Source organism: Methylophaga frappieri (assembly GCF_000260965.1).
Taxonomy (GTDB): Bacteria; Pseudomonadota; Gammaproteobacteria; order Nitrosococcales; family Methylophagaceae; genus Methylophaga; species Methylophaga frappieri.
Genome location: NC_017856.1, coordinates 434,329 through 460,990 on the forward strand (window position 1 = coordinate 434,329; position 26,662 = coordinate 460,990).

Genomic DNA, 26,662 nt, shown 5'->3' on the forward strand with positions numbered 1-26,662 from the left:
AACCGGACTCGAATTAACTCAATGTTACTTTTGTTGCCAGCTGCCACCTTGCTGATACCACCAGCCCTGTGCCGCATTACTCACCCAGCGTCTGGCAAAAGTTTCTTGAATATCACTTTGCCACTCCGGGTGTCCATTAGCTCGGGCTATTTCCGCATAAAGGGCGTTTCTATCCTGATTTTCAGCGGCAATTAAGCCATTGATGGTATTACGATCTTTCAAGGCCACGGCTTTTGCATCACGCAACGTAATGAGGCCATCTTGTGTTAACCCTATCGCGCCACTGTGATAAAACGGTTCTAATTGCGCGTGTCTTGCCTTCATTTTGTCTTGAAGCGCGGTAATCGCAGGAGAGTTAATATTAATGTCAGCTTGCGCCATTGCCGGTGAAACCAGCCAATTCAGCATTTTCATGGCCACTGGCATAGTCGAAGCTGATGAGGATGACGGACTTAGGGGCGGCTCAACAGCCTGACCGGGCTGTTTTCCCCAGACATCTTCGATAATCCGATCGGCGGCTTCTTCAGCGGCGGCGGCCGGGAAATAAATATTAATGGTGACACAGGATGCCAGCAATAAAGCCAGCATACTACTCGAATAAGCGCGTAATCTTTGCATCGTTACATCCTTACTGAATCACAGGTCCTTCACTATTACGAACCGCCTGTAGACGATTCAACAAATCCGGCCAATCCACCTGCCGGGTAAAACCACGAACATTAATCCACGGCGGTAAGCCCCCCGCTTTGACAATATAATACCCTTGTTCGTCTGTTTCGACGCCGTTCATTTTACAAACCTGATTTTGTAAACGACAGCTTAAACCCAGTTTTTCATAGGAAAAGTCTTCAAATACGCTTAGAAAACTCCGTGATAATGCGCCACTGGCCCCGCCACCAATCTGAGTCAGATTATCGACCGCACGCTGAGATATTCGACGCTTTCCAGGGTTGGACTCTGGTGTCATCAAAGCGGCATCAAAAGCGACGGGTTGCCAGTCTGACAAACGCAAATCATGAACATAACCAGCCAGTCTCCCAGTAATACGCCCAAATTCGAATACTTGCGTGATCATTTCCAGATCAAGCTGCTGAAAATCAATATTCGCCGTTAATTGTGGCAAACTGCCAAAAGGGGACTGAAGCCGTAAATCCCGAATAATCGTCCGGCCATCAAACACATTCACCTGCAGCGCGCCATCAACCTCTATTTGCTGGTTCGCATAGCGCACCTCAGGAATCACGCCAGCCAATTTACCTTGCATTTCAGGCCAGCCTAGCGCGGTTGTCAAGGGTGCCATTGATATCGGAGTCAATTCACCTGAAAATTGCCAATGATTTTGCTGCGTAGATTGATCGTAAACAAAGTGGTCAATTTGCAGCGCGCCATCAAATAGCGGTAAGACCAAGGGCGATGTTAACTGAATTTCTTGGTTGCTCACGATGGCTGATAGTTGACTTTCCCCTATCGGGATCGGCCCGATAGCCGCACTTTGCCAACGCAACTCTACTGGCGATAATTGACCTGTATTTTGCCAGCCAACCTGCCCAGACAGACTTTGCATAGCAAATCTGTCCTGCTTATCCTGTATATCAAGGTCATCTAATTGAGCCGCAATCTCAATCTGTTCGGGTTGCCATTGCACTTTTCCTGAAATAGCACCATCCAGTTCTAACTGTCCAGCAGCACTTCCCGTTAGAAAAGGTTGTATCCACCATTGATAAAGCGCCGCTAAATTCAAGCTTTGCCAATCCATCTCGGCATCAATCAAGGCATTATCTTGAAAACCCAGCTGCCCCGCCACGGTTAAAACGTCCTGCTGCAGGACATTCACTTCTGCAGAATTAATCTCTTTGGCAGCAAAATCAAACATGGTATTGCTACTTAAGGATAACGGCGCTTCAGAAAAATCCAAAAACACGGGCGCAAAATAGGTCTGTCCTTCAGATAACATCAGGTCAGTTTGAATCTGTAACTTGGTGTCCGTGGTTTCCGTTGCATCCATTTCAAGTTGAAATACCAATGCCTCACCGACTTGATTACCGCTTTCATCACTAAAATGAACGGATTCCCCGTTGAGCTGCATGTCCAATGCAAGCAGTCTCGTCTCTTGGCCTTGTATGGCCGCTTGTAACTTAACTGTTCCAGAAGGCTGCCAGCGCTTCACCGTTTCGACAATATCAGGAACAAGCCCTTGCGCCATGTCTAAGACTGCCGCAATTCCAATTTCGTCCCCAACAAGATTCAGTTGCCATTGACCTGCTTGTGATTGAACATCAACATCAACCCTGCCATTACCGATACGAATCGCTTTCAGGTTAATGTCGTAGTGCTGTGCAGCGAGATTAAAGCTAAAATCACTGCTAAGTTTTTGCACGCCTAAGACAGTATGCTCAAATGCCAAATCGCCATTATCACAGTGCCAATACTCTGCGGCGTAACGCCAATTTGCACAGTTTAAGGCGAGATTTTTAAGCGATTGTCCGGCGAGTTGTAATTGGTCCAGTTCAACCTGTAATAATAAACGCTGATCAACGATTTCAAAGCCGACTGAGAGACCTTGCAGACTGCCTTCAGGCAAAGCCAGAGATTCAAGTTGTATTTGAATAGTATCAATCGCTTTAGCTGGCAAAGCGCTTAAGCCCAGCAATAAAATGACGCTCAGAAGTCGGCACAGACCTGACGTCATCAGACCGCCGGAAACACACCCGTTGATAAGTAACGGTCACCCCGATCACAAATGATACAGACAATAACCGCATTGTTAACGGTCTCGGAAAGCTGCAATGCTGCCGCCACACTACCTCCAGAGGAAACACCAGCAAAGATACCCTCTTCACTGGCCAGACGTCGCATTACCGTTTCCGCTGTCTGCTGATCCACGTCCCATATTTTATCAACTCGCTCTGATTCATAAATCTCAGGCAAATAGGCGGGCGACCAGCGACGAATGCCTGGAATACTAGCCCCTTCGGTCGGTTGCACACCAATAATCTGCACGTTTTGGTCCTGTGTTTTCAGATACCGTGATACGCCCATGATGGTACCAGTCGTGCCCATTGCACTCACAAAATGCGTCACCTGACCTTGCGTGTCACGCCAGATTTCCGGTCCGGTCGTTTCAAAATGGGCCAGAGGATTATCAAAATTCGCAAACTGATTAAGCACTTTACCTTTGCCTTCAGCCTGCATGTTCAGCGCCAAATCACGAGCGGTTTCCATACCATCAACCAGCCTGAGTTCAGCACCGTAAGCACGCATGGATGCCCGACGTTCTTCAGACATGTTCTCAGGCATAATCAATACCATTTTGTAGCCAAGTATGGCGGCAACCATGGCCAGTGCAATGCCTGTATTGCCACTGGTTGCTTCAATCAAGGTATCCCCAGGCGTAATATCACCACGGGCTTGGGCCCGCCGAATCATGCTTAAAACGGGCCTATCTTTGACCGAGCCCGCTGGATTGTTACCTTCCAGTTTGGCCAGAATAAGATTGGTTGTCTCGCCCGGCAATCGTTGTAACCTGACCAGAGGCGTATTACCAATACAGGCTTCAATGGTTTGAAAATCCATCATCCATCACCTGACAAAATCACATAAGCGCCAGCGTAATCCCCATCATCTGTCAGGCTGATAAAGCTTTGTGATACCTGGTATTGCTCACACAAAACCAGAGCCTGCTCAGTAAACTGCAATAAAGGCTTTCCCGCTGCGTCGTTGGCAACCTGAATATGGCGCAGGCTTAAACCGTGACGAAATCCACTGCCAAAAGCCTTGGCTACCGCCTCTTTGGCTGCAAAGCGTTTCGCCAAAAAAGCAATGGGGTTCGCTGCGTTTTTATAACCCAGATATTCTTGGTCACCAAGAATTTTAGCGGCGGCTCGATCACCATGCCTTTGCAGCAAACGCTGAATTCTTGGCACCCAAACCAAATCGGTACCAATCCCGATAATCTTCATCGTTGAACTTCACGAATGAGGCGTTTCATTTCACCAACGGCACCCTGCAAACCGGTAAACAAGGCACGACTGATAATCGCATGTCCAATATTTAACTCGACCAATCCAGGTATGGCAGCAATGGGTTGGACATTAAAGTAATTCAAGCCATGTCCGGCATTGACTTGCAAACCCAGCTTTTGCGCATAATCTGCCGCATCGGCCAGTTTCTTTAATTCGACACGCTGCTGTGCTGGCGTTGTTGCTTCCGCATATCGCCCTGTATGCAGCTCAATGACGGGGGCATTGCAATCTGTAGCGGCATCAATTTGTCTTTTATCTGGATCGATAAATAATGAAACGGTTATGCCCACTTCCGCCAATTGCGCGCAAGCAGCATGAATTTTGCTGCTTTGGCTGACCACATCAAGGCCACCTTCTGTCGTCAGCTCTTCTCGACTTTCTGGCACTAAACAACAATCTGCCGGCCGCAGCTCTGTTGCAATTGCCAGCATTTCTGTTGTGACGGCCATTTCCAGATTCATTTTTGTCTGTAAAACATCAGCCAGAATCCTGACATCCCGATCTTGAATATGACGCCGATCTTCGCGCAAATGCAGGGTGATACTGTCTGCGCCAGCCTGTTCGGCGTCGATTGCGGCTTGAACCGGATCCGGGTATCTACCCCCTCTCGCTTGGCGCAGTGTGGCAACATGGTCAATATTCACACCCAGATAAATACTCATGTATCTCCTTCCTGGTTACGGTTATTTCGTTGATATTGTTGCATTTGCACAAATAGCTGACGGCTTTTAAGTGGCTTACCATCCAGCACATAATTTAGCACGGTCCGCATCAGCCACTTACAATCTGATAACCCTCTTACGTCTAATTGCTGTTGTTCACGCAGCTGTATCAGGCTTTGGCCCTGTAACGTTCGCATACCAGCTTGAGGTTCAGGCAGTCTCTGTAACGTTTGCTGCGCATTGAGGTAGTACAAATTGGTCGCTTCAACAGGCTGACCATCGGTATCGTAATGCAAGTCCACACCATAGCCTAAAATCGTCAATAATTGACTTTCAAACTGGCGCAAGCTGTTCTCCAGCTGTTCGCCTAGGGCAAGAGCTTGCAATGTGTGTTCGTATAGCTGAAAAATTTCCGGTTCTGGATGCCCAGGCCGTAAGAGATAAATCAGCAGCTCATTCACATACAAACCATAAAAACTGGCATCACCTGTCAAACGAAATGCCGGTTGCATTGATTCAGATTTTGCTAATGTCTGTAATTCACCGCGGCCAAACCAGCTCAGCCAAATCGGCTGAAACAGTTGTAACGATGTTTGAGTTCGGCGTTTTTGCTGACGAACGCCTTTGGCAACCAGACTCAACCTGCCAGCTTGTAACGAAAACACATCCAAGAGCAGGCTGGTTTCCCGGTAAGCACGTTGATGCAAAATATAAGCAGGTGACAGATCCACGCTTTACATCAAAGATCGTCGTTATAGCCAAGGTTTCGGAGCATACGTTCGTTATCTGACCAACCTTCCCTGACTTTGACCCAAAGCTGTAAAAAGACTTTATTGCCAAACAACGTTTCCATCTCTTCGCGCGCGTCCTTGCCGACCTGCTTCAATAACTCACCCTTTTTGCCAATGACGATGGATTTTTGACCACTTCGTTCTACATAAATGACTGCACTGATATCAAGTAAGCCATCCACATCCTTAAACTGTTCCACCTCAACTGTCAGCGAATAGGGTAACTCCTGACCAAGGTGTCGAAATAACTTCTCCCGAATCAATTCAGCCGCGAGAAAACGGCTGCTACGGTCAGTTAAATGCTCCGGATCATAAATCAGTTCGCCTTGCGGCAAATAATGTTCCAAGGTTGACTCAAGCGACTCAATATTCATGCCTTTACGTGCTGACACGGGCACCACATCGGCAAAATCAAAACGCTGGCTAAGTTGCTCAATCTGTGGCAAAAGCGCCGCCTTGTCGTTGATTTTGTCGACTTTATTCAAAACCAGTACCACCGGCGCAACCGCACTGCGTTGTAACCGGTTTAATACCGCCTCATCTTCATCAGTCCAACTCAGACTATCCACCATAAAAATAACCACATCAACATCGTCGATAGAGGCGGCGGCGGCTCGATTCATATAGCGATTCATCGCTCGCTTACCATCACTGTGTAATCCCGGGGTATCAACATAAATCAGCTGTGCTGTTTCGGTAGTCTTAATACCCAGCACCCGGTGGCGCGTTGTTTGCGGCCGACGCGAGGTAATACATAACTTTTGCCCCAGGATACGGTTAATGAGTGTTGACTTGCCGACATTGGGTCGACCAATAACGGCAACATAACCGCTGCGAAATGTTGTGTCGTTCACACTTTCCCTTCTATTAAGATGAGTACCCGCTCGGCTGCTCGTTTTTCCGCTTTTCGATGACTACTGCCTTGCGCGACAACGACTTTATCAAGCAAACCAACCTGACAAGAAGCTTCAAACACGGGCTGTGTCTGATCTGATTTGATTTCTTTGACGCTATATATGGGAAGCGGCAACTTGCGGCTTTGCAAAAGCTCTTGCAAGCGTGTCTTGGGATCTTTGACCGTCTCATTGACGTCAATGCTATCTAATCGCTCTTGATATAAGCGCAGTATTAGTGATTTTGCGACTGCAAAACCTTTATCCAGATAGACCGCACCAAAAATAGCCTCGACGGCATCGGCCAAAATGGACTCACGCCGAAACCCGCCACTTTTCAGTTCACCAGGCCCTAACACCAATACTTCACCCAAAGCGAGTTCGCGACCGAGTTCAGCCAGAGTTTCACCACGAACCAGGGCCGCCCGCAATCGACTTAGTTTGCCTTCTTTAATGCCGGTAAACCTGGCATAGAGTGCTTCGGCAATAACCAGGCTCAAAATGGCATCACCTAAAAACTCAAGACGTTCATTATTTTTTACATCGGCACTTCGATGTGTCAGTGCTTGTTGTAGTAGCGTGGCGTCAGAAAAAGAGATGTTGAGTTGCTCACACAGCTGCCGTTGTTTTAATGCGGTCATCTCACTGTCCGAACGCTGGGTTCGACATCAACTTCTTCAACAAAATGTCCAACCAGACTGATATGGGCAATAAAACTTTTTCGCACCTCATAATCAATTTTGATTCGAGTCACATAAGCGCCATTACGGCCTCGTCCCAACTCAATATTCTCTTCTTTAACGCTGCTGATGTAGCCGGTATTAAAACGCCGTTGCAGCAACGTCATTACTTGCTGCTTGGTTAGATCGTTATTTTTTAATTCCGTTTCCATGGATTTCATGATTTGCAGTACACCGTAGTATTCCTGATACATCGGCACCAGACGCATGGCCAGCGTGGCAAAAAAACCAATGAGTCCCAGCACCAGAACCCAACCAATTAACGTCATGCCCTGCTGTTTTTTCATGTGTCTGTCCTCAATTGATACTGCGCCCCAACCGTGACCAGATGATGCCACCTTTTTCCCAGTCCCAACTCATCCAGATAACAAATGCCTTACCCACCAGGTTTGCTTCAGGAACCGTACCCCAGCGGCGGCTGTCATTACTGCGATCCCGATTATCCCCCAGCACAAAATAATGGCCTTCCGGCACAATCATTTCGCCTTCCGCCGAGCCTGACGCCGGATCAATGGCAATCAAGTGCGTGGTATCCGTCAGCTTTTCCTCGTAAACCTGCATTTGCGGTTCCAACTGTTCGTCAATGACAGAAACCGCACTCGCAACTTCCAAGTCAACCGGCTTACGATTGATATACAGTTTTTTGTTGAAGTAGCCTATCCGATCGCCGGGCAACCCCACCACCCGCTTAATGTAATCAATTGAAGGTTCTTCTGGAAAACGAAACACAATGACATCACCCCGTTCGGGCGAACCTGAATCAAAAAATTTGGTATTCAGTACTGGCAGCCGCAGTCCATAAGAAAATTTGTTAACCAGAATAAAGTCACCGACATGTAAAGTCGGCAACATGGATCCAGATGGAATACGGAATGGCTCAGCTACGAAAGAACGAATCACCAGCACCGCTAATATGATTGGAAAAAAAGAACGGGCATATTCAACCACGGCAGGCTCTTTGCCATCAGCACTACGTATTCTGGCAAACACCAGTTTATCAACTAACCAAATCAGGCCCGTGATAACAACCAGTAACACCATTATTGCTGGAAAACTCACTCCGATACTCCTTTGCTAGGATTTCTTGGACAATTGTAATACCGCCAAGAAAGCTTCCTGAGGCACATCAACTTTGCCAACGGACTTCATACGTTTTTTACCGGCTTTTTGTTTTTCGAGCAATTTTCGTTTTCGAGAAACATCGCCACCATAACACTTTGCCAATACATTCTTGCGCATGGCTTTCACTGTCGATCTGGCAATAATATGCCCACCAATCGCCGCCTGAATCGCTACATCAAACATTTGTCGCGGTATCAGCTCCTGCATTTTCTCAACCAGCAGCCGTCCCCTCGAAACGCTGTCACTACGATGTACGATCATCGCCAGCGCATCGACTTTTTCACCATTAATTAACACATCCAGCTTAACCAGATCGGCTGGCTGAAAGCGGATAAAGTGATAATCCAATGAGGCATAACCACGACTAACCGATTTGATGCGATCAAAAAAGTCGATAACGACCTCATTCATCGGCAGTTCATAAGTTAGCGCGACCGTTTTCTGCAAATACTGCATGGCTTTTTGAACGCCACGTTTTTCGACACATAAGGTAATCACCGCACCAAGGTGCTCTTGTGGCACCAAAATATCTGCGGCCACGATTGGCTCACGGATTTCATCGACCGCACCCGGGTCTGGTAAGGCTGCTGGGTTTTCGACTTTCAGCGTTTCGCCTTTTCTTGTGGTGACCTCGAACACTACGGTGGGCGCCGTGGTAATCAGGTCTAAATTGTATTCCCGCTCAAGCCGCTCCTGAATGATTTCCATGTGTAATAAACCAAGGAAACCACATCGAAAACCAAAGCCCAGCGCCTGGGAGTTTTCCGGTTCATAAAACAACGACGCGTCATTCAACCGTAATTTTCCAAGTGCATCACGAAACGCATCATAGTCATCACTGCTCACCGGAAACATACCGGCATAGACTTGCGGTGTTACTGATTTAAAGCCTGGCAGCATTTTGTCAGCGCCGTGATGGGCATGTGTCAGTGTGTCACCAACTGGCGCACCATCAATTTCTTTGACGCCGGAAATCACATAACCCACTTCACCACAATGCAAGGCATTACGTTTGCTTCGTTTAGGCGTAAAAACACCGACTTCATCAACCTGATATTCTTGTCCAGTCGACATCACCCGAATTTTATCTTTGGTCGTCAGTTTTCCCTGTTTGATGCGAACTAATGAAATGACCCCAACATAGCTGTCAAACCAAGAATCAATGATCAGCGCTTGCAAGGCGCTATCGGGTTCGCCTTTAGGCGGCGGCACTCTGGCAACCAGAGTTTCCAGTAAGTCTTCAATACCCAGGCCGTTCTTCGCACTGCATCGAACCGCATCCATGGCATCGACACCGATAATATCTTCAATTTCCTGTGCAACCATATCCGGCTCGGCTGACGGCAAATCAATCTTGTTCAACACGGGAATGACTTCCAGACCCAGATCTATCGCGGTATAGCAATTGGCAACACTTTGCGCCTCAACACCTTGCGCAGCATCCACCACCAGCAGGGCGCCCTCACATGCCGCTAAAGAACGAGACACTTCGTAGGTAAAGTCAACATGGCCGGGGGTATCAATGAAATTCAAATGATAAGTTTCACCATCGCGTGCTTTATAGTCTAAGGAAACGCTTTGAGCTTTGATGGTAATGCCCCGCTCGCGCTCGATATCCATTGAATCCAGCACCTGTTGTGACATTTCCCGGTCAGATAAACCACCACAAATCTGGATAAAACGATCGGCAATCGTCGATTTACCGTGATCGATGTGAGCGATAATTGAGAAATTTCGGATATTTTTCATTCAGGTCGTATTCTGCCAGCACTTAATCCAGTCAAGAGACCATCAGACAAGCTTTTTAGCCCATCAAACTCTCCTGACCAGTCGCAATAAAAATTGCTCTGCATTATACGCATTTAGCGTCGTGAAAACGACAACTGTGTTTGTTTGTAGCCTATTTGCCACAGGTTATAAATAAAAAAGCCGCTACAGCGTGCGGACACACGCTGTAGCGGCCGAGAGCTTTTTTTAGAACTGCCAGGCAACACTCAAACGAATGTCACGCCCTGGTTCGTTATAACCACGAATAAGGCCATATCCTGGGATATGCGTCAGGTCAGCAACACTGGCATGATCCAGATAGTTTTTATCAAAGACATTGCGAACAGTGAGGCCGATACGAATATCTTCGCTAACGGCTGGCTGCCATTGAACATATAAATCATGGATACCATAACCTGGCTGATCAAACTCAAAACCGGGTTCATAGAGATCAACTTCAGGTGACTTGATACCTTCACGCCCTTTAACAAAACGCGCGTTCCAGCCAAAGTTCCATTGTGAATTCAGACGGTAATCCAGCTGTGTAATTAACGTATCACGAACCATATTGGCGATACCGGCATGATCGTAGGCATTCGCATCATAACCATCAATTTCAGCATCGTTGTAGTGATAACTCACCCGTGCCATCAGGTTATCCCAGCGACGACCCAACTCTAAAATCACACCATCAGATTCCAGGTCACCAATGTTTTCAAAGATTTGATCATAGTCATTATCTAACACGACATCATCAATATTACTTTGATAAACCTTTGCAGAACCAAACCAGGTTCTAGACTCATAGGCGACACCAAATTCGACGTTTTCCGCATCTTCTGGTTTCAAGTTAGGGTCAACACTGGTGAAGCCAACTTTGAATGCATCCTGCGCTTGTGGGCCTTTAAACGCTTCAGCATAAGATGCAAAAGCGCTCCAATTTTCGGTGAAATGATAATTCAGACCGATATTATGGCTGACTTCACTTTCGTCAAACGAGGTGTTACCAAAATCATTGTCGAATTCATAATCGTCGTAACGAAGACCAGCACTTAACAACAAATCATCTGTCAGCTGGATATCGTCTTGAATATAAACGCCTTTGACTTTTGAATCATCAGTCGCATCTTCACCATCACCATTGGCAACAGTTTCATCTTCACGATAGTCGACACCGTAAGTGATTTTGTGCATGCCCACCAACGAGGTGTTACGCAAGTCAAAACCTTTGCTTTCACCACTACCAACGAACGTACCAAAACGGGCTGTTGTTTGAGTCAGATCGGTTTCCGTATTGTAGACCGTCAATGACAGATCTAGGTAAGGATTATCAATCGGGTTCAGATTGTAATTCAGCGTCACCGTTTCACGCTCAGAATCGATCGGGGCCAGCATATTACGTGGCGTGATCACACCCCAGTTTGCCCGTTGCAGACGATTGCCTTCGTCTTCCCGTTTCTCATAACTCAAACGTAAAGTCTGACTTTCAGTAAGCTTACCCACCACTTTAGCGAACAAATAATCCTGATCAGTTCTGGTGCCCTCAACTTCATTGCCATCACCGTCTTCATAATTATCAAAGTCGGCTTGTGTGTAAGAAACCATGGCACTCCAGTCATCAGTCAACCGACCAAACAAACTGGTATTGGTTTTAAAGCTGTCGGTGTTGCTGGAAAACATGCCTTTGACCAGCCCGCCAAAATCTTCTCCCGGACGAAGCATATCTTCCGGATCTTTAGTGACGAATTTGACGGAACCCCCTAAGGCGCCAGGACCGGACAGAGCATTACCCGCGCCCGCATTCACTTCAACTTGCTTGAGCAGTTCTGGTTCAATACTGATACGGCCAGCATGGTGGAACAAGCGGGTGGCTTGCTGTGCCCCATCAATCGTAATATTCAGCAATTGATCTTCAACGCCACGAATATAGAGTTTTTGGCCAATATCGGCACCACCACTCACTGTCACTTCCGGTGACTGGCTGAACAAGTCTTCCAGATCATTTGCCTGAAGCTTTTCAATTTGCGCGGCATCAACACTATTTAATTCAGGCGTAATCGTGTTACCGGTAACCTGAATCCGACCTAGCTCAACAGATTCAGCCAATGCCGTTTGCGCTGCCATCGCACTAACCAGCGCAACAGAAAGCACAGTCGGGCGACTGATAGAATGTAGTTTTTTGCTCACAGCAACCTCGCTAAATAAAAATCATTATTAATTAAAACCGTGACGCATTCTAATTTGCGTCAGCATTTAATGAAATGAAAATTACAAATGTTACATTTCTGTCACAAAAATTAATTTTGTTTCACATAAACAACAGGCAATGGCAATGTCACCGTGATCTGTAAACCTTGAGAAGCGATGTTGCTCGCGTAAATGCGCCCACCCAGTGCTTCAACTTGTCGCTTAGCCAACGACAAACCGATACCAAACCCTTTGTAAGTCGACTGGTTTTGACGTTTGAGCCTGAAAAACGGCTTAAAAATATCCTCCAGATGCTTTTCTGCCACACCCGGCCCTTGATCGGTGATCAAAATCAGATATTCAGTCTCGGCTTGTCGCAACTGCACCGACACCGTACCGCCTTCTGGTGTGTGGTAAAGAGCATTGCGCAACACATTCTCGATGGCGTGCCCGAGCACCCTGTCGCTACAGTGGGAAACTGGCGCATAGTCAGGAATAGTTAACGCAATTTCTCGTGTTGGAAACTCAAATCGCGCATCTTCGACCACACTGTCAATAAGTTCAGTGAGATCCATCTCATCAGTTTGCAGCTGAGGTGACTCACCATCAAGCCATGCCAAGGTCAATGTATCTTCAACCATTCTGCGCATTTGCTGCACCTCAGTGCGGATGCGGTCCAACGCCTGGATATGCTCTTTATTGTTTTCTGTCTGGCCTAATGCCAGTTCAATTCGTGTCAGAATCGTACGCATCTCATGCGACAAATCGGCTGTCAGATGGCGTTGATTCTGGATCAAGCGACCAATATGCTCTGCCATGCTGTCAAAGGTTTCTGCCAAAGTTGCAATCTCATCGCTACGATTGCCCAGCCGGGGCTTTAACCTGATGCTAAAATCTCCCTCGGCAACCTGTTTTGCTGCATGTTGAAGTTGCCTAAGTGGCTGCATGACATGCCGATAAATAACAATACTGATCAGGCTCATGAGTAATATCGGCAAAAATATCTGCATCAATACGCTGGTGGCTGGCCAATATGTTCCTGGACGCATATGTTGCGGCAATAAAATCAAAAAATGCGTGTTGCCATCTTCGAAAGTCACATCCATGACGGGATTTTCCTTGAAATACAAATGTATTTTCCAACTGACATCCCGTCCGAGAGTAAATCGCTCTTTATAACTTGGTAAAAGCGTCGTGCCTGCAATTGGCGTTAAATCTGACTCAACCACCGCCACCCAGGTTTGCTCTTCATCACTTACACGCGCTAAAAATTGCGTGAGTGTTGCCATATCGCCTTGCTGATAATACTGTTCTGCCTCTCTGGCATAGTCGCGTAGGGTCTGTTGGTGGAGCGGACTGATAAAGCTCATTTTCTGCTCGGTATGGACAATCAGCCAGTGTGCCACCATCATCAAGGAAATACTGCCCAACACAATCAACGCAAACAGCTTCCAAAATAAGCGTTTTTTCATTGCAAACAGTACCCAGTACCATGGATAGTCTGTAATTGGCCGGCAGGCATACCTGCTGCCACCAGCTTCCGTCTGATACGACTGATGTGCATATCCAGACTGCGGTCATAACGGCTGAATTCTTTTTTAAGCACCATACGATATAACGCCGGTTTACTTAATGGCTGGCCATCTTGTGCAACCAAAGCCCATAAAATGTTGAACTGAACGCTGGTCAGTTTAACGTGCTGCTCCTGATAGAGGACGGTCTGAGGATGTTTTATCAAACGCAGTGCCCCCGAAGTTAAGCTGGCAACATCTGTTTTGGTTTGGAGGTTGGCACAGCGTCTTAATATAGCCTCGATTCTTAATCGTAACTCTATAAAATTAAATGGTTTAATAAGATAATCATCCGCACCATTTTTTAACCCCAGAATCCGCTCTGAGTCCGCATCTCGCGCTGAAATAACGATAACCGGCTTATCAGATTGCTGACGAATTTGCTCAAGCACGCCGTGGCCAGACACATCCGGCAAGTTCAAATCAAGCAATATCAAATCGATTGGGTGAGAATCCAAGAGCTCACTAACCGGTGATGCATCAAATGCTTGCCAGACGGTGAAACCCGCCTCATTCAACATGTCTTTGAGCTGTGTATTTAGCGTCAAATCATCTTCGATAATAAGTATGTTTGGATTCATGGCGTGATAGCGCGGCCAAATAATGATAATGATTATTATTTATATTAAACCAGTCTCACGACAAAAAAAAGCGGGGAATCAACCGTGATCCCCCGCTACGTTTAATGCTGGTTTGCAATTATTTTAATCTGGAATACGAATCGCCAGAAACTGTGCCGCACCATTACGCTGAACCAGAACTGGTACAGATTTTCCGGCCGGCAATGCTTCCGCAATTTCGACAAACTGCTCGGCACTTTCAATCTTTACATTATTCAGACTCAGGATAATGTCCTGTTGTTGAATACCTGCTTTGGCAACGGGACCCGATTCCAATTTAAATACGATCACGCCCCCTTCAACCTCCGCTTGTTTACGCTGTTCAGCCGTTAAATCAATGACTTCCACCGCCAAACGATCGTCGGTAAAACGCCCCGTCATTTTATTTGACTGCCCCACTGCGGCTAGTTGTTCATCTTCTGGTAATTCTTCAATGACTACAGCGATAGACTGACGTTTGTTTTGACGCATGATTTCAACCGTCGTTTTTTGACCAACCGCCGTACGTCCTACTATTGGCGGCAAATCTGATGATGTTTCGACTGTTTTACCATCAAAAGTCAGAATAATATCACCCGCTTCAAAACCCGCTTTCGCTGCCGGGCTATCAGGCACAACCCGAGATACCAAAGCGCCACGCGGTTTTCTAAGGCCAAATGATTCTGCTAATTCACGGGTCACATCCTGAATAACGACACCCAGCCAGCCTCGACTGACATATCCCTGATCCTTGATTTGATCCACCACATTCATGACAACATCCATCGGAATCGCAAAAGATAACCCCATGAAACCACCGGTACGGCTATATATTTGCGAGTTAATACCAATGACTTCACCATCAAGGTTAAATAATGGCCCACCTGAATTACCTGGATTAATGGCAACATCCGTCTGAATAAATGGCACATAACTGTCGCTTGGCAAGCTTCGACCCAACGCACTGACAATGCCAGCTGTTGCCGAATAATCAAAACCAAATGGAGACCCAATTGCCAAGACCCATTCGCCAACTTTCATATCCATCGAGTCACCCAACTTGACGGCTTTCAGATTCAAGCCTTGCGGGTCGACCTTGAGTAGCGCCACATCGCTACGTTCATCACTTCCCAAAAGCTCAGCCGTCAATTCCGTTCGATCACTGAACCGAACGACAATTTCGTCAGCATCCTTAATAACGTGATGGTTGGTCAGAATAAAACCATCTTCAGACAAAACAAACCCCGAACCGAGCGAGTTAGCCTGAGGCGGTTGCGGTTGTCCTGGTTGACCAAAAAAACGTTTGAAAAAATCATCAAATGGCGTGCCTTCCGGGATTTCCATACCTGGTGGCAAAGATGGCATGCCATTCATACTGCGATCTTCCTGGTTATTCTTGGTGCTGATATTGACAACGGCATCCGCATTCTCTTCAACGAGTTCGGTGAATTCCGGCAAGTTACGTGCCTGTACCTGTAAACTCATCATTAACCAAGCCATAGCAAGACTGAAAATAGCCCAGGATTTCGTTCGTATCATATTTCTTCCTCTTTCATTTTCATCGCGATAACCGCGTTTTGCTTCTTAAGACTATTTGCCACCCAATAAAAACCGACAAACAGTCCTATCCCACCCGTTAGCGTCTGCACGAGATCAGGCCAGCCTAGCCATCGACTGAGACCCGCCCCGACAAACATTGCCAACAGGGGCAACAAATACATTAAAAATGCCCCATTTAATAAAGCCTGTTCAGGAATTGCCACCGTAACTTGCTGACCAATCCGAACTGACCCGGTGTATGGGACAGCAATTCTATTAAAACGTTTGCCAACATGGTTAGCTAGCAGGCCTGTTCCACATCCTTGTCGAACCTGACAGCCACCACAGGTCGTCTGGCGCTGTGCTTCAACCCAGACCTGATTTCTTTCAACAGCAATCACCGTTGCTGCTTGTTCAATCACGGTGCGGTTCCAGACAATTGGAATGTGATGTTTGTACCAATTTTTTCAACTGTGTGAGCAGGGACTTCACCAACAACCGTCACAAAGTGGGCATGAATAATTTTGCCATAGGCATTCATCGCCCCAACATTTGAAACGCCAAGAAGGTGCGCTGGTCGAGAGCGGGTTTTTTCAATAAAAACGGAAACTGCACTCAAACCATCACTATAGACACGTTGCTCTACATAAGCGCCATTGTTAGCACGTAACCGATTCTGTGCTGCAACCAGACTGAATCCCTCTGGCAACCAATTTGCTTGCCAGTTTGAAATCAGTTTATCGGAACTGGTATCCAAGGGCGTACCCGGTTCTGATTGATACCAAATCATCTCATGGCCACCGGTTTGCGCTTTAAATTGGTGATCTTCGATAGGTGTTTGCGTATCAATTGATGAAAAAGAAAAAGTTTCCAACACCGCTTTCGTTTCAGACAACAGCTCTGACTTAAGCAGTAAATCGGTTTCGATATCCACCCACATACGATAGCCATATCGGTAATCATCAACCGGCGTAATGGCTAAAACCTGACTTTGTCGGCCGGCAACCCGCTCAATATCCCCCAATGTAACCTCGTAAAAAGGCGTGGCAGAGCGTAGTCTGCGGGGTAAATCGCTTGGAAAGCCTTGACCTAATGGACGTCTGCTGACATTAACCTGCTCGACCTCAGGATTGATACAGGTAACCATATCGTTAGAGCGAATTACCTCTCTGGCAGCGCCATTCAAAGAAATAAGTCGTTCCATTTCACCCAACTCATTGTTGCGGTGATATATCTGTACAGACTGTATGGCGCTATCATTGTGGTAAGTGAATACGCCTTGGTAGGTTAGCTCTTTTCCTGCTCGCGTCATGCGTTCGAGCAAATCAATCGCATCACTGCTTGACCAAGCCAATCCTGGCATCAAAAAAAATAGTGTGAAAGCCAGGGTCCTCAACATCGTTACTGCTCCGCCCCGTAGGAAACAACACGACCGTATGAAAACATACCTGCACCACCAGCGTATTCATTGTGATCAACCAAATAATGATTCAATCGATCTTCTACTTCAGGCGCTTCAACTATCCAGCGATTGACTCTGACCACAGGCGATGTGCTGGCAGTTTGTGGCGCGGACTCGACTGCTGCTACCGGCATCGATTGAAATCCAGTTTGGATACTGGGCTGCATTACGCCGACTACCGCCAAAGCTCCCACTGACGCTGCAACAGCGAGACCAGCGGCTTGTTTCCAGACTTTGGCCGGAAAGCGAATAATATTAGATTGATGACGACGCTCAGATTGGCTATAGACCGGTTCATTCGCGAGTTGCGCAGACAGCCGCAAGGTTAAATCAACGGGGCGTTGCTTAAGACCTCGAGTATAGCCATGCATCACATCACGCGTGTGTTGCCAACGCAGATAATCTGCCTTGACGTCCGCATCATTACTAATCAATTCGATTGCTTCGGTCAACGCATCGCCAGATAGTTGACCATCCATTAATGCAGAGAGCATCTCACGATGATTCACTGTCATAATTTAATCCTCTTCACCCATTACTGCTTTAACTTGTTTATCAATTGCTTCACGCGCCCGGAATATCCTTGACCTGACGGTACCGATTGGACAATCCATTGCCTGTGCGATTTCTTCGTAACTCATTCCCTCAAATTCACGTAACTTGATGGCCGTTGCGGTATCTTCGGGCAGATCTTCAATAACTTGTTGTATTGCCTGTTCCAACTCAATACTCATGAGACTGTTTTCCGGGGTCTCAAATTCCTTCAACTCCGGTGCATCGTAATAAATTGTTGCATCCATAGCGTCCACATCACTGACCGGTGGTCTTCTGGCACTAGCGGTAAGATGATTTTTGGACGTGTTAATGGCGATGCGATACAGCCAAGTATAAAACGCACTATCCCCGCGAAAACCGGGCAAAGCACGGTAAGCTTTGATAAAGGCTTCTTGAGCAACATCCATAGCTTCCACCGGATCATGGACAAATCCGGTGATGACATGAATGATGCGTTGCTGATACTTCATGATCAGCAGGTCGAACGCTTTTTTATCACCAGCCTGCACCCGTTCAACTAATTCTTGATCGACACTCATTCTGTGATCCGGTCTGCTCCGAAACACCGGAGGTCTGTTATTTTCATTGCTTGATTGACCAAACTCATTTTTATTTGTTCCACAATCCGTGCAAAATACTTGCAGGCATTCTACCTGTTTCCATGAACATGGCTACTACACATCAATTTGATCTGCTTATTATTGGCAGCGGTACCGCTGGTCTGACACTTGCCCTGCACATGGCAGACACGGCAAACGTGGCGGTAATATCCAAGAGCCAGCTTGAAGAAGGCGCCTCCCTGTATGCGCAAGGGGGTATTTCTGTCGTGCTTGATAAAACTGATTCGTTGCAATCCCACATTGATGACACCATAACGGCTGGCGATGGATTATGCGACCCCGAGGTGGTGAAATATACCGTTGAACACGCCCGCGAAGCAGTTGAGTGGTTGATTGAGCAAGGCGTGTCGTTCACACGAGACGAAGATAAACACAGCCATTTCCACTTAACTCGTGAAGGCGGTCATAGCCACCGTCGTATCATTCACTCTGCAGATGCAACGGGACGGGCGGTAGAAACAACCCTGCTCGACAAAGCCAAAGCACACCCGAATATTCATTTATTTCCGTATCATATTGGCATTGACCTTATCACCAGTCGCAAGCAACTTGGCGCACAAGAAAATACCTGTCTTGGCTGTTATGCGTTGGATATCAAAGCCGATAAACCCATCACTTTTCTGGCGCCGGTAACCGTGCTGGCAACTGGTGGCGCGGGCAAGGTTTATCTTTACACCAGTAACCCGGATGTTTCTACAGGGGATGGTATCGCCATGGGCTGGCGAGCGGGTTGCCGTATCGCCAACATGGAATTTATACAATTCCATCCGACCTGTTTATATCACCCCAAAGCCAAATCCTTTCTTATCAGCGAATCCCTGCGCGGTGAAGGGGCTTTGCTGAAACTAGCCGATGGCACCCGGTTTATGCCCGCATTTCATGAACTTGCTGAACTGGCACCAAGGGATATCGTCGCTAGGGCAATTGATCATGAAATGAAACGATTAGGTCATGACTGCGTTTATCTTGATATTAGCCATCAGCCTGCCGGATTCATTCAAAGCCATTTCCCCACAATTTATCAACGCTGTCTCTCGTTTGGCATAGATATCAGTCAATCGCCAATCCCCGTTGTGCCAGCCGCCCATTACACGTGTGGTGGCATTGTCACCGATGTGCATGGCAGAACTGATATTCCAGGCCTTTACGCCATCGGTGAAACGGCACACACCGGTTTGCATGGTGCCAACCGCATGGCCAGTAACTCTTTGTTAGAGTGTCTGGTTTTTGCACGTGCAGCCGCCAAAGACATCCAACAGTCTCAGATTACCCGGCCAATTTCGGCGATACCAGAATGGGATGATAGTCGCGTATTTCCCGCCAAGGAAGCGGTCGCAATTAGTCATAACTGGGACGAACTTCGCCGCTTTATGTGGGACTATGTTGGCATCGTTCGCAGTAATGAACGACTCCACAAAGCCCGGCAGCGGTTATCTTTGTTGAAACAGGAAATTGATGAGTTTTACAGTCGCCATCACATCAGCAATGATCTTCTGGAATTGCGTAATCTGGCTGATGTTGCCGAGTTGATTATCCGGTCTGCACAAACTCGTCATGAAAGCCGGGGGCTGCATTTTAACCTCGACTACCCAACACTCAATCCGCATCAACCACCAGAAAACACGCTTATTGCGGGCCAACAGGCTGACTGAGTCGAATGCGCAGCTGTCGCCCATGTTCAGCCGAAATACTGTCGCAAAATAATACCAGACTGCGCTTACCTTTTTGTTGAGTATGGTAGTGAATGATGATCAAAGGCAGACTAACAAAACATTGCTTTATGGTAATCAGGCAAGCATGACCTTGCTCATCCGTCAATTGCCAACCGGTGGCGTCATCAACAATCAAAAACTGACGCAGACTCGCCTGACGTCGCTTGAAAAAGTAAACATAATGCCATGCCACAAATATTATTATGGCCAGTTTCATCCCAACCGACAGGGTAGCAATCAGAATGGCGATGATGGCCAACAGGTGCAAAACTATTGCTAGCCAAACCGCGATTCGTGACGGCACAATCGTGACCTCTAGTCGTGGCGCATTCATAAATTTGGGTTCCACATAGTCTGTCGTTACAATAAGTGTCTGTCCTATTAGCGGAAATCGCAATGTCTGATGAGCTAACAAGCATCCTTGAACAACAAACAGCCTGCTTACCTCAACCGAGCCTGAACCAAGCTGGGTTTTGTTTTTTATCTGACTGGCGGTACCTGATTGTTGAGGGTGAGGACGCTGCCTCTTTTTTACAAAACCTGCTAACGAATGACGTCAATCAGTGTCAGCCCGGCCAAGCACAATTAACCGGATTTTGTCAGGCTAAAGGTCGGTTATTGGGTATTTTCTGGTTGATTCGAAATCCGGATAACTTCTTTTTAGTTTTATCAGCAGACCAGCAGGATTTTATTCGTCAGCGGCTTGATATGTTTCGACTGCGTAGCAAAATCACCATTCAGAATGGTGGCCAACCGGTCATTGGTTTTTTGGATCAAACCACCCCGCTACCTGACACGGCCCAGATCCAAAATAACCTGGCGATTGCCGTCATGGATACCGATATCCTGGCCAAGCTTATCGAAGAAACCACGCTGATACCGCGCGCCCAAGCAGACTGGCAAACACGACTTGTTAAAGCTGGCTTGCCGCAAATTTATGCTATCACTAGAGAGAAATTTACGGCTCAACAGGTCAATCTTGACACTGCCGGGGGCGTCAGCTTTCGAAAAGGCTGCTATCCAGGTCAAGAGGTTGTCGCCCGGCTACACTATCTGGGTGAAGCTAAACGGCGATTATTTACCGGGTTCGTCCAAACTGAATATGACTTTTCCGTCGGTGAAGATATTTTAACCGAAGACGGTTCAATTGCCGGGCAACTGGTGCAGTATGGTGTTGCCGAAAATAATACCTGGATACTTCAAATGACACTCAAACTATCCATGGCTGAACACACTTTGAAACTTGCCGATGGAACACCGATTAAGCAGGTCTCTCCTCTGCCGCGAGACTAGTCAATATCCAGCTTTTTGAGTTTGTAGCGCAAGGCACGAAAACTGATTCCCAGTTTTTTTGCCGCTGCCGTTCGGTTCCAGCGTGTTTCTGACAATGCCTGCTCAATCAAAACGCGCTCTTGAGAAGCCATTTGTGCAGATAAATCTTCTGCAAGCGCTGTTTCTTCATTGTTTTGATCATTGTTGAACTCAGGCGAATCCTCAGCTGACAATCGCTGCGGCCGCTTGGGCAACATTAGGTCTTGCGGTTTAATTTCTTCACCTTCCGACCACGTTAAAGCCCTTTCCAGTGTATTTTCCAATTCACGCACATTACCCGGAAAAGCATAATTCTGAAGTGCGGCCATGGCAGCTTCACTCAAACTGGGATTGCGCTGTTGGTTTTTGTCGGCCAACCGCTGCAAAATAGCTTCGGCAAGCAGCGGAATATCAGAAGCACGATCCCGCAGTGCCGGGACATTGAGCTCGATGACATTTAAGCGATAGAACAAATCCTCGCGAAAGCTGCCGTTTTTAACACACTGCACCAAATCTTTGTGCGTCGCCGATAATACGCGTACATCAACAGTAATTTCCTCATGACTACCAACCGGCCGAATGCTTTTTTCCTGAATTGCCCGTAGTAGCTTAACCTGCATCATCAAGGGCAAATCCGCAACTTCATCTAAAAATAATGTCCCGCCATCGGCTGCTTGAAATAGCCCCTGTTTATCGGCTATTGCGCCGGTAAAAGCGCCTTTTTTATGACCGAAAAATTCACTCTCCACTAGCTCCGAAGGGATTGCGCCACAATTCACCGGGACAAAAGCCTGATCGCGGCGAGCACCCAAATCATGGATCAAACGCGCAACTAACTCCTTGCCGGTACCGGATTCACCGCTAATATATACCGGTGCCTGACTACGAGATAATTTGGTCACTTTGCTGCGAAGGTCTCGCATTACCGTCGTGTCGCCTAATAGTCGATGTCTGGAACGTCGTTCCTGTTGTCGTGGTCGCACAGGGGAAAGTTTCATTGCGGCATTAACCAAATCGCGCAGCGCTCTTAATTTCAACGGTTTGGCAACAAAATCAAAAGCACCGGATTTGAGCGCTTGCACCGCCAAATCCACATTGCCGTGCGCCGTAATCACAGCAACCGGTAACTCTGGACGCACGCCTTGTAACCATTTGACAAACTCAAGGCCATCGCCATCCGGCAGACGCATATCGGTAAAACATAAATCAAATGCTTGTTGTTGTATTGCCTGCTTGGCCTGAGCCAGATTTTCTGCGGTAACACAATCAATCTGCATTCCAGACAATGTCATGCAGATTAATTCCAGAATATCCGCTTCATCATCAATAATCAGTGCTTGGGCGTAATGGGTTGCATGACTCATTTTTGTACCGGAAATGTAATTCGAAAACAGCTGCCAGCGTCAGCCAGATAATGAAGGCGGGCACCATTAGCTTGACATAATTCACGTGCGAGATATAAACCCAGCCCTGTGCCGCCCTGACGAGCAGAATAAAACGGCTCAAACAAATGTTTCAAGGCCTTTTCACTAACGCCTTGACCATTATCAAGCACATCTATCCAAACCTGGTCTGCATGTTCCTCAACAACTATAGCCAGCGGGGTATCTGCTGATAAGTCAGCATGGTGCAAACCGTTATCAAGTAAATTCCACAGAATTTGATGCAATTGCTGAGGGTCGGTTCGGACTCGGGTCAATGGCTGCTTTACAGTTAATTGTAACTTGCTGGCAGGCAATGCTTTGGTTTCGCTAAATTCTTCAATCAGTTTTTCCAGCCATGTTGCCAGCAATACCGAACCGGGTTGCGTAGATTTACGTCGGCTCATTTGTAGAATGGTTTCTATGATCAGATTCATGCGCGAGCTATGGCGTTGAATAATTGCCGTTAACTTGTTGATGGAGGCATCACCAGAGCGTTGTTCTGCTAACAACTCACCAGCATGACTTATCGCACTGAGTGGGTTACGAATCTCATGCGCAATACTGGCGGTCAGCCTACCTAAGGAAGCCAACTTGAGTTGTTGCGCCTGTTGAGCAAGCTCCGTTATGTTTTCAACAAAAATCAGGGTTTCACCGGTTTCAACGCGCGTCGCTCTTGCCTGTAACTCGGGCAAATCATGGCGAGGTTGAAAGGGCTGGAAGGCTTCCGGATCACGCAAATGCCAGCGTTGCAACTGACTTGCCAGTTCTGGCACCGCTTCTTTCAACAAAAAACCGGGTTGCTGCTCTGCAATCGCTAAGAGTTTTCTGGCTGATTCGTTGAATAAGCTCACCCGTCCCTGCATATCAATTGCCAACACGGCATCCTGCATCCGTTGAATAATATGCTGATTAAGATTTGCCAGTTTGTTAAGTTCTGATGCACGCTGTTCTGCTAAGCTTTGCGAGCGTTGCATTGTTTGCGAGACAATTTGTGCCAACAATGCAGTCACAAAAAAAATGGCGCCTAATATCCCTGCCTGACTGAAGTGTCCCGTATTTTGCCCGGCTACTTCACCATATGTTGCCTCTATCAAGACAGCCAGCGTTGCGACTGCCGCAATAAACGCCGCCATTCGTCCTGGTATCATGGCACCACCAGCGACCACAATCACAATCAGCAACGCCCCTAAACCGGTCTGTAATCCGCCACTGGTATGAATGATCAATGACAGCATCAGAATATCCAACAGCAATTGCCAACGGCACTGAGAGACAAACTCGCCACCATCACGCAAACACAGCCACAGCAGACCAACGGCTAACAGCAGGTAACCAGCGGCAATCAGTTGAAATAAATCGGGTAGTTTTTGTCCCAGATAGTCCGGCGGCAATTGCCAGAATGAAACCGCAAACAGGACCGTAGCAAGAAATAACCGATAACCCGAAAACAGACGTAAAGCACGCCAGGGATTATCAACAATGACTGGGTCACTCACAATGTCGGGATCAGCCATCAGCCTTATTGTGAAAAGCGGTCAGATGCTCCTCGGAACAAAAATAATGGCCATCCTTTTGTCTGGCTTCTTGCGGCAGCAGATGCAGTCCACAAAAGTCGCAACGCACCATTTGCTGTTCATTAACCCGTTTATTGGCGCGTCGTTCTGCCTGAGCCCGTCGCCATAGATGACGAAAGCTCAGATACAGTAACAGTCCAATTGCCAGCAAAACCAAAATTCGCATAACCGACCTCAAAAAAAAGGGTATGCAATAGCATACCCCTTTCTGTCATTTTAACTCTAATTTTAGCCTCGAGATGCCCGCTTTCTCTCGTGTTCAAGTAACAGTTTTTTTCGCAACCGCAATGATTTTGGCGTCACTTCCAGCAACTCATCATCGCCGATAAATTCCAATGCCTGCTCAAGGCTCATTCGAATAGGTGGTACCAGCGTGACGGCATCATCTGAACCAGAGGCTCGAACATTGGTTAACTGTTTGCCTTTTAACGGATTCACCACCAGATCGTTATCGCGCGAATGAATACCGATGATCATGCCTTCGTATACTTCGTCACCGTGACCAATAAACATCCGGCCGCGTTCTTGAAGATTAAATATGGCAAATGCGACGGCTTTACCGACACCGTTGGCAATCAATACGCCATTGATTCGTTTACCAAAAGTACCCGGTTTTACAGGCGCATAATGATCAAACACACTGTAAATCAAACCGGTTCCCTGCGTTGCAGTCAGAAATTCTGTCCGAAAACCAATCAAACCGCGCGAAGGAATCATGAAGTCAAGACGAATTCGTCCTTTACCATCTGGTGACATATCTTTTAACTCACCACCACGGGTACCCATTTTTTCCATCACCGTGCCTTGATGGGTATCTTCCACGTCAATGGTGACCGCTTCGTAGGGTTCTTCTTTAACGCCATCGATTTCACGAATAATCACTTCAGGCCGTGATACACCAAGTTCGAAACCTTCCCGGCGCATATTTTCGATTAACACCGACAAATGCAATTCACCACGGCCAGATACCCGAAATTTATCCGGATCTTCGGGCAATTGCTCGACCCGCAACGCGACGTTATGAATTAACTCACGCTCCAATCTTTCTTTAATTTGGCGCGTAGTAACAAATTTCCCTTCTTTACCAGCAAAAGGAGAATTGTTTACCTGAAATGTCATGGTGACCGTGGGCTCATCAACTGTCAGCGGCGGCAAAGCCTCAACGGCATTAGGATCGCAGAGCGTATCAGAAATATTTAACGGATCCAGCCCAGTGAAGGCAATAATATCGCCCGCCTGCGCTTGTTCAACTTCTTCACGACTCAGCCCCATAAAGCCCATGACCTGCAACACTCGGCCATTACGTTTTTTGCCTTCCCGATCGACAACCGTAACCGCCGTATTCGTCTTGACCCGACCACGTTCGATGCGACCAATACCAATGACCCCAACATAACTGTTGTAATCCAGCGATGATACCTGCATTCGGAAAGGCCCATCGACATCTACAGCTGGCGCACTTACCTTATCGATCACCATCTGGAACAACGGTGTCATATCACCACTTCGAACACTTTCATCAAGGCCGGCAAAGCCATTCAATCCTGAAGCATAGATAACGTCAAAATCCAACTGCTCGTCCGTAGCATCGAGGTTGGCAAATAAATCAAAAGTTTGATCCAAAACCCAACCCGGGCGAGCGCTTGGTTTGTCAATTTTGTTGATAACGACAATAGGTTTCAACCCAAGCGCTAACGCTTTCTGGGTAACAAATCGCGTTTGTGGCATCGGGCCCTCGGCCGAGTCAACCAACAATAATACCGAGTCAACCATCGATAAAACCCGCTCTACTTCACCACCAAAATCGGCGTGTCCTGGCGTATCGACAATGTTAATACGGTAGTCCTGCCAGCGAATCGCCGTGTTTTTGGACAAAATGGTAATCCCACGTTCGCGTTCAAGATCATTAGAGTCCATCACGCGTTCCTGTAACTCTTCGTGTTCACTGAACGTGCCTGATTGGCGCAGCAATTGATCGACCAAGGTGGTTTTACCGTGGTCAACGTGCGCGATGATCGCGATGTTACGTAACTTACTGATATCGTTTGAAAGAGTCATATAGCGTCTTTATAAAAGGTATGCGCCATGCATACGTTAGAAAATATCGAGAT

The 26,662-nt window shown here is 47.1% G+C and carries 26 protein-coding genes; 2 read left to right on the forward strand and 24 right to left on the reverse strand.

The features are described from left to right. Positions 1 to 24: 24 nt before the first annotated feature. From Q7C_RS01980 to rpoE, 19 genes are all read right to left on the reverse strand, one after another. A complete protein-coding gene (locus Q7C_RS01980) occupies positions 25 to 618 on the reverse strand; it encodes a YdbL family probable chaperone protein (protein WP_014703036.1) in 594 nt (197 codons plus the stop codon). A gap of 10 nt (positions 619 to 628) precedes the next feature. Further along, positions 629 to 2,689: a translocation/assembly module TamB domain-containing protein gene (locus tag Q7C_RS01985; RefSeq protein WP_014703037.1), complete on the reverse strand. Its 2,061-nt coding sequence runs from the start codon at positions 2,687 to 2,689 to the stop codon at positions 629 to 631. Beyond that, a complete protein-coding gene (gene cysM, locus Q7C_RS01990; protein WP_238532332.1) occupies positions 2,689 to 3,576 on the reverse strand; it encodes a cysteine synthase CysM in 888 nt (295 codons plus the stop codon). Before cysM ends, Q7C_RS01985 begins: the two co-directional genes overlap by 1 nt. Beyond that, on the reverse strand, positions 3,573 to 3,959 hold the full coding sequence (acpS, locus tag Q7C_RS01995; RefSeq protein ID WP_014703039.1) for a holo-ACP synthase: 387 nt from the start codon (positions 3,957 to 3,959) through the stop codon (positions 3,573 to 3,575). Before acpS ends, cysM begins: the two co-directional genes overlap by 4 nt. Next, positions 3,956 to 4,684, reverse strand: a complete 729-nt coding sequence (gene pdxJ / locus Q7C_RS02000) for a pyridoxine 5'-phosphate synthase (protein WP_014703040.1) — start codon at positions 4,682 to 4,684, stop codon at positions 3,956 to 3,958. The genes acpS and pdxJ overlap by 4 nt, the downstream gene beginning before the upstream one ends. Next, complete coding sequence (gene recO / locus Q7C_RS02005; protein ID WP_014703041.1) at positions 4,681 to 5,415, reverse strand: DNA repair protein RecO; 735 nt, start codon at positions 5,413 to 5,415, stop codon at positions 4,681 to 4,683. The genes pdxJ and recO overlap by 4 nt, the downstream gene beginning before the upstream one ends. An 8-nt stretch (positions 5,416 to 5,423) precedes the next feature. Next, a complete protein-coding gene (gene era, locus Q7C_RS02010; RefSeq protein ID WP_014703042.1) occupies positions 5,424 to 6,329 on the reverse strand; it encodes a GTPase Era in 906 nt (301 codons plus the stop codon). Continuing rightward, on the reverse strand, positions 6,326 to 7,009 hold the full coding sequence (gene rnc / locus Q7C_RS02015) for a ribonuclease III (RefSeq protein WP_014703043.1): 684 nt from the start codon (positions 7,007 to 7,009) through the stop codon (positions 6,326 to 6,328). Before rnc ends, era begins: the two co-directional genes overlap by 4 nt. Then, the gene (locus tag Q7C_RS02020; protein ID WP_014703044.1) at positions 7,006 to 7,395 is read right to left on the reverse strand and encodes a DUF4845 domain-containing protein; all 390 of its coding nucleotides are present in this window, start codon (positions 7,393 to 7,395) and stop codon (positions 7,006 to 7,008) included. The genes rnc and Q7C_RS02020 overlap by 4 nt, the downstream gene beginning before the upstream one ends. Before the next feature lie 10 nt (positions 7,396 to 7,405). Next, positions 7,406 to 8,167 carry a signal peptidase I gene (lepB, locus tag Q7C_RS02025; protein ID WP_014703045.1) on the reverse strand — a complete coding sequence of 254 codons (762 nt, stop codon included), beginning with the start codon at positions 8,165 to 8,167 and terminating at the stop codon, positions 7,406 to 7,408. Positions 8,168 to 8,182: 15 nt separating this feature from the next. Further along, positions 8,183 to 9,979: a translation elongation factor 4 gene (lepA, locus tag Q7C_RS02030; protein ID WP_014703046.1), complete on the reverse strand. Its 1,797-nt coding sequence runs from the start codon at positions 9,977 to 9,979 to the stop codon at positions 8,183 to 8,185. A 225-nt stretch (positions 9,980 to 10,204) separates the two neighbouring features. Next, positions 10,205 to 12,184, reverse strand: coding sequence for a TonB-dependent receptor domain-containing protein (locus Q7C_RS02035; protein ID WP_151194709.1), 1,980 nt, complete (start codon positions 12,182 to 12,184; stop codon positions 10,205 to 10,207). A 110-nt stretch (positions 12,185 to 12,294) separates the two neighbouring features. Continuing rightward, positions 12,295 to 13,656, reverse strand: coding sequence for a sensor histidine kinase (locus Q7C_RS02040; RefSeq protein ID WP_014703048.1), 1,362 nt, complete (start codon positions 13,654 to 13,656; stop codon positions 12,295 to 12,297). After that, the gene (locus tag Q7C_RS02045; RefSeq protein WP_014703049.1) at positions 13,653 to 14,336 is read right to left on the reverse strand and encodes a response regulator transcription factor; all 684 of its coding nucleotides are present in this window, start codon (positions 14,334 to 14,336) and stop codon (positions 13,653 to 13,655) included. The genes Q7C_RS02040 and Q7C_RS02045 overlap by 4 nt, the downstream gene beginning before the upstream one ends. Positions 14,337 to 14,459: 123 nt before the next feature. After that, complete coding sequence (locus Q7C_RS02050; RefSeq protein WP_014703050.1) at positions 14,460 to 15,893, reverse strand: DegQ family serine endoprotease; 1,434 nt, start codon at positions 15,891 to 15,893, stop codon at positions 14,460 to 14,462. Continuing rightward, positions 15,890 to 16,315 carry a SoxR reducing system RseC family protein gene (locus Q7C_RS02055; RefSeq protein ID WP_014703051.1) on the reverse strand — a complete coding sequence of 142 codons (426 nt, stop codon included), beginning with the start codon at positions 16,313 to 16,315 and terminating at the stop codon, positions 15,890 to 15,892. Before Q7C_RS02055 ends, Q7C_RS02050 begins: the two co-directional genes overlap by 4 nt. Next, positions 16,312 to 17,292: a MucB/RseB C-terminal domain-containing protein gene (locus tag Q7C_RS02060; RefSeq protein ID WP_014703052.1), complete on the reverse strand. Its 981-nt coding sequence runs from the start codon at positions 17,290 to 17,292 to the stop codon at positions 16,312 to 16,314. Before Q7C_RS02060 ends, Q7C_RS02055 begins: the two co-directional genes overlap by 4 nt. Positions 17,293 to 17,294: 2 nt before the next feature. Further along, positions 17,295 to 17,870, reverse strand: a complete 576-nt coding sequence (locus tag Q7C_RS02065; protein ID WP_014703053.1) for a sigma-E factor negative regulatory protein — start codon at positions 17,868 to 17,870, stop codon at positions 17,295 to 17,297. A 3-nt stretch (positions 17,871 to 17,873) separates the two neighbouring features. Then, positions 17,874 to 18,449 (reverse strand): RNA polymerase sigma factor RpoE, encoded by a 576-nt coding sequence (rpoE, locus tag Q7C_RS02070; protein WP_014703054.1) that lies wholly within the window; start codon positions 18,447 to 18,449, stop codon positions 17,874 to 17,876. Between the two features lie 128 nt (positions 18,450 to 18,577). Here rpoE and nadB point away from each other — a divergent pair, with 128 nt between their 5' ends. Further along, on the forward strand, positions 18,578 to 20,182 hold the full coding sequence (gene nadB, locus Q7C_RS02075) for an L-aspartate oxidase (protein WP_050954416.1): 1,605 nt from the start codon (positions 18,578 to 18,580) through the stop codon (positions 20,180 to 20,182). Here the strand turns inward: nadB and Q7C_RS02080 are convergent. Continuing rightward, positions 20,157 to 20,576, reverse strand: a complete 420-nt coding sequence (locus Q7C_RS02080; RefSeq protein WP_041366395.1) for a protein YgfX — start codon at positions 20,574 to 20,576, stop codon at positions 20,157 to 20,159. The genes nadB and Q7C_RS02080 overlap by 26 nt on opposite strands. 62 nt (positions 20,577 to 20,638) lie before the next feature. Here Q7C_RS02080 and ygfZ point away from each other — a divergent pair, with 62 nt between their 5' ends. After that, positions 20,639 to 21,535 (forward strand): CAF17-like 4Fe-4S cluster assembly/insertion protein YgfZ, encoded by an 897-nt coding sequence (gene ygfZ, locus Q7C_RS02085; RefSeq protein WP_014703057.1) that lies wholly within the window; start codon positions 20,639 to 20,641, stop codon positions 21,533 to 21,535. Here the strand turns inward: ygfZ and Q7C_RS02090 are convergent. The 4 genes from Q7C_RS02090 to typA all read right to left on the reverse strand — a co-directional run bounded on the left by Q7C_RS02090 (position 21,532) and on the right by typA (position 26,609). Beyond that, positions 21,532 to 22,917, reverse strand: coding sequence for a sigma-54-dependent transcriptional regulator (locus tag Q7C_RS02090; RefSeq protein WP_014703058.1), 1,386 nt, complete (start codon positions 22,915 to 22,917; stop codon positions 21,532 to 21,534). The genes ygfZ and Q7C_RS02090 overlap by 4 nt on opposite strands. Then, entirely contained in the window at positions 22,914 to 24,491 is a 1,578-nt protein-coding gene (locus Q7C_RS02095) for a sensor histidine kinase (RefSeq protein ID WP_014703059.1), read from the reverse strand. The genes Q7C_RS02090 and Q7C_RS02095 overlap by 4 nt, the downstream gene beginning before the upstream one ends. Continuing rightward, the gene (locus tag Q7C_RS02100) at positions 24,484 to 24,717 is read right to left on the reverse strand and encodes a PP0621 family protein (protein ID WP_014703060.1); all 234 of its coding nucleotides are present in this window, start codon (positions 24,715 to 24,717) and stop codon (positions 24,484 to 24,486) included. The genes Q7C_RS02095 and Q7C_RS02100 overlap by 8 nt, the downstream gene beginning before the upstream one ends. A 62-nt stretch (positions 24,718 to 24,779) precedes the next feature. Further along, on the reverse strand, positions 24,780 to 26,609 hold the full coding sequence (typA, locus tag Q7C_RS02105) for a translational GTPase TypA (RefSeq protein WP_014703061.1): 1,830 nt from the start codon (positions 26,607 to 26,609) through the stop codon (positions 24,780 to 24,782). Positions 26,610 to 26,662 lie beyond the last annotated feature (53 nt).